Origin of the sequence: Sediminibacterium sp. (assembly GCF_051861365.1) — a bacterium.
Taxonomy (GTDB): Bacteria; Bacteroidota; Bacteroidia; order Chitinophagales; family Chitinophagaceae; genus Sediminibacterium.
The window spans coordinates 77,694-90,354 of record NZ_JBHYCW010000001.1 but is presented as its reverse complement, the minus strand read 5'-3'; the positions used below and the strand labels follow the sequence as shown (position 1 = coordinate 90,354).

Annotated in this window: 11 protein-coding genes; 3 read left to right on the top strand and 8 right to left on the bottom strand. The window is 39.7% G+C overall.

Translation table 11 applies throughout. The features are described from left to right. Positions 1 to 10: 10 nt before the first annotated feature. A complete protein-coding gene (locus ACTIEV_RS00415) occupies positions 11 to 1,270 on the top strand; it encodes a DUF1501 domain-containing protein (protein WP_322196545.1) in 1,260 nt (419 codons plus the stop codon). Between the two features lie 15 nt (positions 1,271 to 1,285). Here ACTIEV_RS00415 and ACTIEV_RS00410 read toward each other — a convergent pair whose 3' ends face one another. The 5 genes from ACTIEV_RS00410 to radA all read right to left on the bottom strand — a co-directional run bounded on the left by ACTIEV_RS00410 (position 1,286) and on the right by radA (position 7,060). Next, on the bottom strand, positions 1,286 to 2,176 hold the full coding sequence (locus ACTIEV_RS00410; protein WP_322196544.1) for a WG repeat-containing protein: 891 nt from the start codon (positions 2,174 to 2,176) through the stop codon (positions 1,286 to 1,288). A 15-nt stretch (positions 2,177 to 2,191) separates the two neighbouring features. Next, a complete protein-coding gene (gene acs / locus ACTIEV_RS00405; protein WP_322196543.1) occupies positions 2,192 to 4,129 on the bottom strand; it encodes an acetate--CoA ligase in 1,938 nt (645 codons plus the stop codon). Between the two features lie 129 nt (positions 4,130 to 4,258). Beyond that, a complete protein-coding gene (locus tag ACTIEV_RS00400; protein ID WP_322196542.1) occupies positions 4,259 to 4,792 on the bottom strand; it encodes a glutathione peroxidase in 534 nt (177 codons plus the stop codon). A 76-nt stretch (positions 4,793 to 4,868) separates the two neighbouring features. Then, entirely contained in the window at positions 4,869 to 5,558 is a 690-nt protein-coding gene (locus tag ACTIEV_RS00395; protein ID WP_322196541.1) for a ComF family protein, read from the bottom strand. A 131-nt stretch (positions 5,559 to 5,689) separates the two neighbouring features. Further along, positions 5,690 to 7,060, bottom strand: coding sequence for a DNA repair protein RadA (radA, locus tag ACTIEV_RS00390; protein WP_322196540.1), 1,371 nt, complete (start codon positions 7,058 to 7,060; stop codon positions 5,690 to 5,692). A gap of 459 nt (positions 7,061 to 7,519) precedes the next feature. Here radA and ACTIEV_RS00385 point away from each other — a divergent pair, with 459 nt between their 5' ends. Continuing rightward, complete coding sequence (locus ACTIEV_RS00385) at positions 7,520 to 8,209, top strand: zinc metallopeptidase (protein ID WP_322196539.1); 690 nt, start codon at positions 7,520 to 7,522, stop codon at positions 8,207 to 8,209. An 83-nt stretch (positions 8,210 to 8,292) separates the two neighbouring features. On the opposite strand, the gene ACTIEV_RS00380 is transcribed toward ACTIEV_RS00385, so the two are convergent. From ACTIEV_RS00380 to ACTIEV_RS00370, 3 genes are all read right to left on the bottom strand, one after another. Then, positions 8,293 to 9,843, bottom strand: coding sequence for an Rne/Rng family ribonuclease (locus ACTIEV_RS00380; protein WP_322196538.1), 1,551 nt, complete (start codon positions 9,841 to 9,843; stop codon positions 8,293 to 8,295). A 332-nt stretch (positions 9,844 to 10,175) separates the two neighbouring features. Further along, positions 10,176 to 11,027, bottom strand: a complete 852-nt coding sequence (locus tag ACTIEV_RS00375; RefSeq protein ID WP_322196537.1) for a tetratricopeptide repeat protein — start codon at positions 11,025 to 11,027, stop codon at positions 10,176 to 10,178. A 21-nt stretch (positions 11,028 to 11,048) separates the two neighbouring features. Continuing rightward, positions 11,049 to 11,339 (bottom strand): HU family DNA-binding protein, encoded by a 291-nt coding sequence (locus ACTIEV_RS00370; protein ID WP_133474522.1) that lies wholly within the window; start codon positions 11,337 to 11,339, stop codon positions 11,049 to 11,051. A 216-nt stretch (positions 11,340 to 11,555) separates the two neighbouring features. On the opposite strand from ACTIEV_RS00370, the gene mutY reads away from it, so the two are divergent. Continuing rightward, positions 11,556 to 12,614 carry an A/G-specific adenine glycosylase gene (gene mutY / locus ACTIEV_RS00365; protein ID WP_322196536.1) on the top strand — a complete coding sequence of 353 codons (1,059 nt, stop codon included), beginning with the start codon at positions 11,556 to 11,558 and terminating at the stop codon, positions 12,612 to 12,614. The last annotated feature ends 47 nt before the right edge of the window (positions 12,615 to 12,661 follow it).

Genomic DNA, 12,661 nt, shown 5'->3' with positions numbered 1-12,661 from the left:
AACTAAACAAATGATTCATCGCAGAGCATTTATGAAATCAGGCGCTATGGCCTTGTTCGCAGCGGGGTTTGGTGGTGTTCCCAACTTTATTGCACGTGCAGCAGAGAGTAGCAAGATCATTCCACCCTATAAAAGAAATAAAGTTCTGATCTGTATTTTTCAAAGAGGAGCTATGGATGGATTGATGGCGGTGAGTCCGTTTGCTGACCCAAATTTGAAAACACTGCGTCCAACTTTGTACATGAGTCCGGCACAAACACAGGGGGGTATGCTGGATTTGGATGGACAATTTGCATTGCATCCATCACTTCAAAGTTTGTCTTCTTATTTTACAGAGGGACGAATGGGTATTGTGCATGGTGTCGGTAGTCCGAACAACACACGTAGTCATTTCGATGCGCAGGATTTCATGGAGAGTGGAACACCTTTCAATAAAGGTACTACGAGTGGTTGGTTGAATAGAGCCATTGGGTTGACCGGACATGAAGCAACACCCTTTAGTGCTGTAAGTATCACAAATGCATTACCACGTAGTTTGTATGGTGATAAAGAGGCTTTGGCCATTAGTAATCTTCAGGACTTTGCCATACAAATGCAAGGCAATCCCATGGCTGGTAATATGGCCGCCAAATCATTTGAGTCTTTGTATGATCAAACCAGTAATCAGTTATTGAATAAAACAGGCAAAGAGAGTTTTGAAGCGATGCGGATTTTGAAATCTACTGATATTAAAAATTATCAACCTGCCAATGGTGCAGTATATCCCAATTCGCCATTTGGAAATTCTTTGAAACAGATTGCAACATTAATTAAAATGGATGTAGGCATGGAAGTGGCGTTTGCAGAAAGTGGTGGATGGGATACGCATTTCAATCAAGGAACTGTAAATGGTGCATTTGCTCGTAACCTGCGTGATTTCAGTGATAGTATTGCAGCTTTCTGGAAAGATATGGGAACTTATCAGGATGATGTTACTGTGATGACCATGACAGAATTTGGCCGAACGGCACATCAAAATGGGACCGGTGGAACAGATCATGGAAGAGCCAGTTGTTTATTTGTTTTGGGTAATGATATTGTAGGAGGTAAAGTGTATCATCAAATAAAATCATTAGCGAAATCTGATTTGGAAGACGGACGTGATTTGCCTGTTTCAACAGATTTTAGAGCAGTATTCAGTGATGTGGCGATGGGACATCTGAAATTGAAGCAAACAAAAGGCTTATTCCCCGGATGGGATGGTAAAGCGTTGAATCTAATCAAGGGATAATTGATGCATCAACAATCATCGTTGAAAACGGTATAAAATTGTTCCTTCTTTATTGATATAAACGATATCATTCCCCATTTCCATCATGGCCAATCCATTGTTGAAACTGCCCATGCGATCGAATTGAGGTGCTATGATCCATTCTCCTTTTTTATTGATAAAGCCCCAACTTTTATAATCTTTTTGAACGGCGACAAGACCTTCACTAAAATTTCCGGCATTGGTATAGGTAGGCGGAATGATCCATTGTCCGCTTAAGTCTACAAATCCCCATTTGTTGCTAGTATCACGAGCAGCAGACACACTATCCGCAAAACCATTCATGCGTGTGAAGGAAGTTTTGATATTTGTTTTGTTTTTGATAGTTATGATCTCCCACTTATCAGTCATATTTTGCTGTGTACAAACAACACCTGCAAAAACAGAACTGATATTGTAGTAAATAGGTTGCAATACAAATTTTCCGGAGCTGTCAATCAATCCCCACAAATTATTTTTTAGTGATGCAGGTGCAAGCCCTTCTGAAAAATTATGACATTGTGAAAACTGTGGCTGAATAATGATGACTCCCTTTTTATTGATATAACCCCATTTACCATTTTTTTGCACTCTTGCTTTACCCTCAAAAAACTGATCGGCTGAATTGAATTGGGGAGTGATGATCCATTTTCCTTTTTCATTGATGAACCCATATTGAGAAGATACAATATAATTCCCGATTGCAGCTACTGCCATGCTGTCTTTAAATGCACTTGCAAAAATAAACTGAGGAGGTATTACGGTTCTTCCATTGGTTTTATGAAGAAAACCAAATCGATTTTTCTCAATAAAAGGAATGAGGCTTTGCGCTTGTAAGCAAGAGCAAATGATTATGGAGAATACAATCAGGAAGTATATTTTTCTCATCCGAATAAAGATAAGTTATAATCTCCCGTTCTTAATCTCATCTACCACACCCGGATCAAGCAGTGTAGATGTATCACCCAGATTTTCTGTTTCTCCTTCTGCGATCTTTCGAAGAATTCTTCGCATGATCTTACCGCTTCTTGTTTTGGGTAGTCCGCTTACAAATTGAATTTTATCAGGTTTCGCAATGGCGCCAATAATTCGAGTCACTGTTTGCAGAATATCTTTTCTCACCAGATCTCCCGTACCATGTGTATCCTGCGTATGCGATCCTTGATAAATCACATAAGCATAAATGCCTTGTCCCTTGATATCATGCGGATAACCCACTACAGCGCTTTCCACCACACCTGCATGCATATTGATGGCATTTTCCACTTCAGCAGTACCAATTCGGTGTCCGCTAACATTCAACACATCATCTACACGACCGGTAATACGGAAGAAACCGTCTTTATTCTTTAAAGCACCATCACCGGTGAAATACATGTTTTTATAAGTAGCGAAATAGTTTGTTCTACATCTTTCATGATCACCATAAGTGGTTCTTAAAATAGATGGCCAAGGTGCTTTGATACAGAGATTGCCGGAAATGGTTTCTTCCCCTTCTTGTATGATCTCTTTTCCATTTTCATCTACCAATACCATTTGCAGACCCGGCATTGGAAGTGTCGCCCATCCGGGTTTGGCGGGAGTAATGCCTGCCAGATTGGAAATGAGACATCCACCTGTTTCTGTTTGCCACCAGGTATCAACGATCGGACATTTTTTCTTGCCTACATGTTCATCATACCAATGCCATGCTTCTTCATTGATGGGTTCACCCACAGTTCCCAATACTTTAAGGGAGGAAAGATTTTTTCCTTGTAAAGGGCCTAAACCAAATCCCATCAAGCTACGAATAGCGGTAGGGGCCGTATATAAAATGTTGACTTTGTATTTGTCTACAATATCCCAAAATCTGCCAGCATCTGGCCAAGTAGGAACGCCTTCAAATAGTAATGATGTAGCACCGGCACTTAGTGGTCCATACACGATATAACTATGTCCGGTGATCCAGCCAATATCTGCTGTACAGAAATGTACTTGTCCGGGTTCGTATTGAAATACATTTACAAAAGTGTAATTGGTATAGATCATGTATCCGGCTACAGTATGTACCACTCCTTTGGGTTTTCCCGTAGAACCGGATGTATAGAGGATAAACAATGGATCTTCTGCATCCATTGCTTCTGCTTCAATAAAAGTGATGCCTTTTTCTTCCACTTGTTTCATCTCATCTTCCCAGCACACATCTCTTCCTTTGATCATGGATACGGGTGTGCGTGTGCGTGTGGCAACAATAACACGTTTCACAGTCTTGTTTCCAATCAATGCATCATCAATGACACTCTTCAAAGGAATATCTTTCGCACCTCTGTAAGCGCCATCACAGGTAACGATGAATTCAGCCTTGGCATCTTCTAATCTGTCAGCAATACTTTGTGCAGAGAAACCGCCAAACACAACGGAATGTATGGCGCCAATTCTGGCACAAGCCAAAACTGCAATAGCGAGTTCAGGGATCATACCCATATATATACAAACACGATCTCCTTTTTTTACGCCATTGTTTTTAAGTAGATGTGCAAATTGGCACACTTTCTCATGCAACTTTTTATAGGTAAGTATGCGATGATTCTCATCAGGGGCATTGGGTTCCCAAATAATGGCAGGGTGATTGCCTTTGGTGGCAAGATGTCTGTCTAAACAATTCTCCGTAATATTTAATTTTCCTCCTTTGAACCATTCTACCTTGGGTTCTGTAAAATTCCATTCCAGAACTTTATCCCATTTTTTCTTCCAGGTAAAATGCTCAGCAATTGCACTCCAAAATGCTTCAGGATCTTGTATGCTTTTCTGATACGCTTCCTGATAGGCTTCAAAACTTTTGATCTGATAGGGATAAGACATGCCAACAATTTTTGAGCTATAAATATACTGTATGCTGCTACTTTAAATGTGCATGTTTTTGATAAATAGAGAAGCAAAAAAAATCCCGACCAGTTGTATGGGTCGGGATTCCTTGATTCGAAAGCTAATTTATTTTACGTATTTCAAAATATCATCGCTATCGGGAGTTACTTTGCTTGGAAAATAAGCGATCATTTTTCCATTTTCATCCAACAAAAACTTATTGAAGTTCCATTTGATATCTGCATCCAAAACACCATTCTTCGCTTTACTTGTCAGCCACTGGTAAATAGGTGCCATATCTTCTCCTTTTACACTCACTTTACTGGCCAATGGAAATTTTACACCAAAACGGGCTTTGCAAAACTCTTGAATATCACCATCACTACCAGGCTCTTGTCCACCAAAGTTGTTGGCGGGAAAACCTACGATTACCAGCTTGTCTTTATACTGATCATACACTTTTTGCAAAGCTTCATATTGTGGGGTATAGCCACACTTAGATGCAGTATTGACAATGAGTATCTTTTTTCCCTTGAATTTAGCGAAATCGATAGTGCCGCCTTCAATAGATTTTACCTTGAAAGCGTGAATACTGCCATTATCGGGTAAAGTGAAGGCAGACATCATAACCACTGCTACTAATGTGAGGATGTATTTCATACAATAGATTTTTTTCAAAATAACACTTAAATAAGGGAATTGTTATAGCATTTCTGTGAATGGATGAAAATGGTACCTACAATGTATATGCGGCAGCAGCAATACTAAGTCTACAATTGGGTATCGACATCAATGTTTGTCCGCAGGCTTCCAGGGTAGCGCCGGTCGTTATGATATCGTCTATGAGTAAAACATGCTGATTCATCAATTGATCTGGTGCTGTCACCTGAAATACGGCTTCCATATTCTGCCACCTAGATAGCCGGTTTCGGGTAGTTTGACTATCTGTAAACTTTTTCCTTTGAATGGTTTTTGCGTTCAAAGGTCTGGACCAGACTTCCCTAATACCCTCACAAATCACTTCGGCCTGGTTATATCCTCTTTTGAATTGTTTTTTAGGATTTAAAGGAAGCGGTACAAGTAGATCTACGTCGGCGAAGCGGGGCTCGGATCTCAGCGCATACCCCATCATTCTGCCCAAAAAGAGTCCGGCATGCTTATTCTGATGGTATTTGAGCTGTACCATCAGTTCCTGCACCAATGACTGCTTGGTAAAATAGTACAAGGCAGCGGCGTTTTCCACCCGAATTCTGCCAAAAAAGGCTTTTTCAACCGGATTATTGGGCTGGCGAAAGAACCCCGTTTCCGGTAGCTGATGGGTACAGCGGCTGCAAATCTGCTGGTGGAGACTCAAATAATCGCTTCCGCAACCTATACAGTAATGCGGATATACGAGTTGTAGAAGGGATTTTGCTATGGATATCATGCTCCGAAACTACATGCTCGGGAGTAAGTATTTGCCGCAGAAATGATGGAAGTCAAAATGTAAAAGTCAAAAGTGAAAAGTGAAAGGTGAAAAGCGTACTTCCGTTTCACTTTTGACCTTTCACTTTTCACTCAAAAAAGTTGCTGATACACTTCATCTACGCGACTCAATGCAATTACCTGAATCTTGTAAGCTTGTGCGTTGAAACTTTTCTTATTGTATTTGGAGACAAATATTTTTTCGAATCCGAGTTTCTCTGCTTCGGCAATACGTTGTTCTATTTTATTAACGGCTCTGATCTCTCCATTCAATCCTACCTCACCTGCGAAACATACATGAGGGGGGAGTGGAACATCTTCATAGGAAGAGAGTAAAGCACAGATCACTGCAAGATCAATGGAAGGGTCTTCTACTTTAATACCACCTGCAATGTTTACAAAAACATCTTTCATTCCAAATTGAAAACCTCCACGTTTTTCGAGAACTGCCAATAACAATTGTAATCTTCTGGTATCAAAACCGGTCACTGTACGTTGAGGTGTTCCATACACGCTTTGCGTGACCAATGCCTGCACTTCAATCAGTAAAGGACGCATACCTTCCAGTGTAGCAGCAATACCACTACCACTTAACTGATCTTCTCTTTGTGCAATTAAAATTTCTGATGGATTGGCTACTACCCGCATACCATCACCTGTCATTTCATAAATGCCCAACTCGGCGGTACTACCAAAACGATTCTTCAAAGTTCTTAGGATTCTATAAGCATAATGACGGTCGCCCTCGAACTGCAAAACCGTGTCTACCATGTGTTCCAGCACTTTCGGACCGGCGATAGCGCCGTCTTTGGTGATATGTCCGATCAAGAAAACAGGAGTATTGGTTTCTTTTGCAAAGCGTTGAAATTCGGCAGCACATTCCCGGATCTGTGAAACTGTGCCCGCAGAAGAATCAATCAAATTAGATTGTAAAGTTTGAATAGAGTCAACAATGACCAATTGAGGTTTCAGCTTTTTGATTTCCTGAAAAATAGTTTGTGTAGATGTTTCTGTCAGCAAATAAAAATTTTCATACTGAATCTTTAACCGATCTGCCCGCATTTTAATTTGTTGTTCACTTTCTTCACCACTGATATATAAAACCCTTAGTTGCTTGAGTAGTAATCCGTTTTGTAAAAACAAAGTACTCTTACCAATACCCGGTTCACCTGCTACCAGAACAATACTTCCCGGAACAATACCTCCCCCCAATACTCGATCTAATTCCGGATCTTGACTTTTGATTCTTTTTTCTTCGGTTGTCTGAACCTCGTTTAAGGAAATCGTTTTTGTTTTTCTTTTTTCTTCTTTGTAGTCATCCCATTTTTCTTCCTTCACATTTCCTTTATCCAATATTTCTTCGGTGAAAGTATTCCATTGAGAACAAGCCGGACATTTTCCGATCCACTTCGCACTTTCATAACCACAATTGCTACAGAAAAAAGCTGTTTTAATCTTACTCATTGGTTAAAGGTACTGTTGAAATGATGAGTTCTTTTCAGTAAAAAAATGCACAAAAAAAAATGATGAAATCTTGTGTAAAATCAACAGTTTTTAGAATCAAAAATTTGCTATTCATGAAAGTAGAAAAACGCTGAAACGCAGTACTGACGGGCATGTAAAAGGGCCAACATTGCTGTTGACCCTGTTTACTTACTAACCCATTAAATTCTACCACTAAGTTACAAAACCGAGGCACATGGCAAAATAATTTTTGGGTTCTGTGAATAATTTTTTGAATCCGAAAAATTTCGTAAATGACCTTAACAGTTTGTTAATCAAACGGGTTACAGCCATTTTGTCGAAGTGGGGAAAAATGTCATTTTTTTTGGTGCTTTTTGTCAGGAATCAGTGATTTTAAGGTGCCAAATACCCATTTTTGGGTTTGGTAGGCATTTTGCAGCAGTCTCCGAAACAAGTCGTATGAACTCAATCTTATTATTGTCTTTATTATTTGTCGGAATCAGCTTTCTGGTTTCGATGCGCTTAAAGTCGAAATTTACCCATTATAGCCACCTGCCCATCACCAATGGCATGAGTGGTAAGGAAGTGGCTGAACAAATGCTCCGCGACAACGGAATATATGATGTAAAAATAATATCTGTTGAGGGCTTCCTAACCGACCACTATAATCCCATGAATAAAACTGTGAACCTGAGTTCGGAAGTGTATAGTGGAACAAGTATTGCATCCGCGGCTGTGGCTGCCCATGAATGTGGTCATGCCGTTCAACACGCTACGGCTTATAATTGGCTGATGTTGAGAAGCCGATTGGTGCCTTTTGTTCAATTCAGCAGCTCAATCGTTCAATGGGTATTATTGGCAGGTATTGTGTTGATCAATACATTCCCGATGTTATTATTAGGGGGTATCATTTTATTTGCCCTCACCACGCTTTTCTCAGTCATTACATTACCTGTAGAATTTGATGCCAGCAACCGTGCATTGGCATGGTTAGAAAACAAACGTGTATTGGTAGGTAAAGAGCAGGAAGGAGCAAAGGATGCCTTAAAGTGGGCAGCGATGACTTATGTTGTAGCAGCACTTGCTTCAGTAGCTACGCTGATTCAATATGTGTTGATCTTTTTGAATGGATCAAGAAATGATGATTAAGAGGTGTTGTGGTGAATTGTGAATGGTGAATTGTCAATTATGAGTAAGTTCCTTTCTCTGTTATTGACAATTCACCATTCACACTAAAACTTGATTTCCTCCTCTCTTTCATCAAAGAATCTAAACTCTGTGAGGTGATAATTGGTATTGGCTTGTGCCTTTACTTTCACTTTGTGTTTCTTTCTCCATTTCTTAATGATAGAATAGAATAATCCTTTTGTAAGATAAGAATGAACAATCGGATGTACAACGATGGTAAGATTCTTATGTGAGTGTGTAACGAGATAATGTAATTTCTTTTCGATCTCATCTTCCAATAATAATGTAGAAGTGATTTTTCCTGTTCCATTACAAGCAGGACAACTCTCTGCTGTATTGATATTCACTTCCGGACGCATACGTTGACGCGTGATCTGAAGTAGTCCGAATTTTGAAATTGGAAGAACAGAATGTTTGGCTCTATCGGCTTTCATGAATTGCTCCATGGCTTCCTGAACCTTTCTTTTGTTATCAGGTAACTTCATATCAATGAAGTCAACAACGATGATACCACCAATATCTCGTAGACGTAACTGACGGGCAATTTCTTCTGCAGCTTCAAGATTGGTTTCCAGTGCATTTTCTTCTTGGTTATTACTTACGCTCTTATAACCACTGTTCACATCAACGACATGCAGGGCTTCCGTATGTTCAATGATCAGATAAGCACCACTTGGTAAGTTCACTGTTTTTCCAAATGATGATTTTACTTGCTTGGTTACACCATACTGATCAAAAATGGGAAGCCCATTATGATAGAATGAAACAATATCCGTTTTATCGGGTGCAATACGTTGGATATAGGATTGCGTTACCTGAAACAAATTCTTATCATTTACAACAATGCGATTGAAATCTGCACTCAGCAGATCTCTCAGTATACTGGTTGTTTTTGTTTCTTCACTCAGAATCCTGACTGGTGCAACAGCACCTTTTAAATTATGCTGAATGGTTTTCCAGGTTTCTACCAATGACAACATATCCTGATGTAATTCTGCTGTACTTTTTCCTTCAGCTGCAGTACGAACAATCACACCAAAATTTTTCGGACGAATTGCTTCAACGATTTTGTGTAAACGTTTACGTTCATCGGAAGAGTGTATTTTTTTGGATACGGCAACAATCTCATTGAAAGGTGTTACTACCACAAATCTTCCGGGTAACGATATCTCACAACTCAAACGAGGTCCTTTTGCAGCAATTGGTTCTTTTAAGATTTGAACGAGTACATGTGGTTTGCCATTCAGTACTTCATTGATCTTTCCTGTTTTTAGGATCTCAGGTTCAGCTTGCAATTTCGCAAAATCAAAAGGCTGATCTCCTTTATCCGTCATCGCTATTTGCGTAAACTTGATAATAGAGCGAGCATAAGGACTCAGATCGGTATAGTGTAGAAAGGCATCTTTTTCAAACCCCACATCTACGAACGCGGCATTGAGTCCGGGTATCAGTTTTTTGACTTTACCCAGATAAAGGTCACCCACTGCGAAGTTGGCGTCCGTTTTTTCGTTGTGCAGCTCCACCAATTTTTTATCTTCCAACAATGCTATTTCTACACCTGTTGGAGCAGCATTAATAATTAATTCTTTGTTCACAAAGTGCAACTTTTAAATACAAAATCACATACCGGTATTCGGTAGATCAACATCCACAACATCCGTTAAGGCAGCCTAGGAAGGAAAAGGTAAAGTTGCGAAAAGGAGGAAGGTAAGGCTGCTTCCAGATAAGTGTTAAACGGGTTTAATCAGGCCGTAGCAAGATTAAACCCGTTTAGTATCATGATCGGTAATCCGAAGAATTACTTATTCTTCTTCTTATGACGATTCTTTCTCAGACGCTTTTTACGTTTGTGTGTAGCGATCTTATGACGCTTTCTCTTCTTACCACAAGGCATACCAAAGTAATTTTATACAGTTAAAAAATAAATTTATCGTTTCAGTTCAGCGATTCTTTTTTCCAGTGCTTGCTTAGCTTCCGGTATCGCCACTCTTTTCTTTGCTTCCTCATACCATTTGATCGCATTGGCTTTCTCATTATGGATATCATAAGATTCAGCCAGATTGAAAATGGCATCCAGATTTTCCGGATCAACTTTCAATACATTCAAAAAGCGTTCAATGGCTTTATCATATTGACCACTTTTCTTACTACCCAATCCGAGCATCATTTGTCCGAATACATTTCCCGGATTCTTCTCTACTACTTCTCTGATCTTTAGAATACCCTGCATTGGGTTATCTGAAATGTTTCCGAAAAGATAGCAAGCGCCCAATCCGATTTTACTCGAATCATTTGCCGGATTAATGCTTAATGCCTGATCAAAAAGAACTTTTGCTTGTGAGGCCAGCCAATTTTGCATGGCAGGCTCACCCTCTGTCATTAGGTTATCTAAAAACAGATGGGCGGCAAAGGTGAGGCTTTTTTCAGAATTTTCCAACTTAGCAGCTTCGCCGGTATACCAGGCATAGGGTTCAAAAATGCGGGCGGAATCAGCCCAGAAGCGTGCTAGCTGATGATAAACATGGATCTTTTGTTCATTAATATCCCCTCTTACAACGGAATTTTCAAGGGCACCTAAGCGAGCAACCTGCTCCGGAGTAATGCGCTCCTTGGCTTTTACTAAGAGGTCTTCAAACTTAATCGATTGATTTACAGTACTATGTGGCGCTTCGCCTTCTTTATGGACATGTTTACTGGGGGAGACGGTTGGACTAAAAAAGTACAACAGAATAAATATAACCAAGCCTCCACCCGCTAACAGAAGTTGCTGTTTCTTCACTGATCGGAAATTTCGGCGAAGTTAGTCCGACTTCCGTTTGCTTTTCACTTCACTTACAAATTCTTTTGCCGGCTTAAAGGCAGGAATATAATGTTCAGGTATTTCTACTGCTACGTTTTTCTTGATGTTACGACCAATTTTGGCTGCACGCTTCTTGGTAATAAAGCTGCCAAAGCCACGGATATAAATATTTTGTCCGTTGGAAAGGCTTTCTTTTACCTCTTTGAACATGGTTTCTAGCGTCACCAGTACATCCACTTTCGGTATACCCGTTTTATCGGAAATCTGGTTGATGAGATCTGACTTTCTCATTTGTATAATGTTATTTTATGAATCAGATTTAAAGTACGACAAAAAAAATGGTATTTGCAAGAAAGATAGTGTAAATTTTATGTGCGTTACTGATTGATAGATAAATGATTCAAAGAGCATGCAATTGGTTAAGATTTGTTCATATTAAAAATATTTCTACAGTCTATCAACTTTATTACCAATCATGCGTTGTTTTGAGCATCTTTGTCTCTTAGGATGAAAAAGTCGTTTACTCAGATATTAATGGACTGGCACCGCCATCAAAATGACCGGGAAATGCCATGGAAAGGAGAAAAAAAACCTTATAGGATCTGGTTGAGCGAGATCATTTTACAACAAACCCGTGTTGAGCAGGGAATGGGATATTATCATCGATTTATTGAACAATATCCTACCATTCAAGATCTTGCAAAAGCCCCCGACCAACAAGTATTCAAATTATGGGAAGGCTTGGGTTATTATAATAGATGCCGTAACCTACTATACACAGCCAGAGAAATTGTACACCAACGCAATGGACTTTTTCCAGATACTTATGAAGCATTGCTAGCGCTGAAAGGGGTGGGTCCTTATACAGCTGCTGCTATTGCATCTTTTGCTTATAATTTACCCTATGCAGTAGTAGACGGTAATGTGTTTCGTGTTTTAGCCCGTTACATGGGAGTTGATACCCCTACCGATAGCACAGAAGGGAAAAAAATATTTCATGATCTGGCTTACCAAATGCTAGACAAGAAAGAACCGGCTTTGTACAATCAAGCTATCATGGACTTTGGCGCCACTGTTTGTAAGCCAATGTCCCCATTATGCGCTGCCTGTCCACTCCAAAATGGTTGCGCGGCATTGTCTACAGGTAAGGTAAATCAACTTCCGGTTAAAGAGAAAACATTACAAAGAAGAACGAGGTACTTCAACTATTTTATCTTGGAATACCGGCAAAAAATTTGGGTACAACAAAGAACTGCAAAAGATATCTGGCAACAGTTATTTGAGTTTTACCTGGTAGAAACCGAAAAACAGGTACGCTGGGATCATTCTTTGATTCAAAATTGGTTAAGGGATCAGTTGAATATTCATGAACCGGTAATAGGAAAGATAGCTGAGCCATTGGTACAGCAGTTAACCCATCAACAAATCAAAGGACAGTTTATACATCTGCAATTGAAGCAAAAACCTGCTTCTTTAAAGGGTGGTGACTGGAAGACGGTAGCCCAAATCCAAGAACTGGCTTTCCCCAAATTGATTACATCCTACCTGCCTCAGTTAAAATCCTAATTTTTTGTGAGCTGTTCTTTTGTTGCTTAAAAAAAGTTATTTTTAAG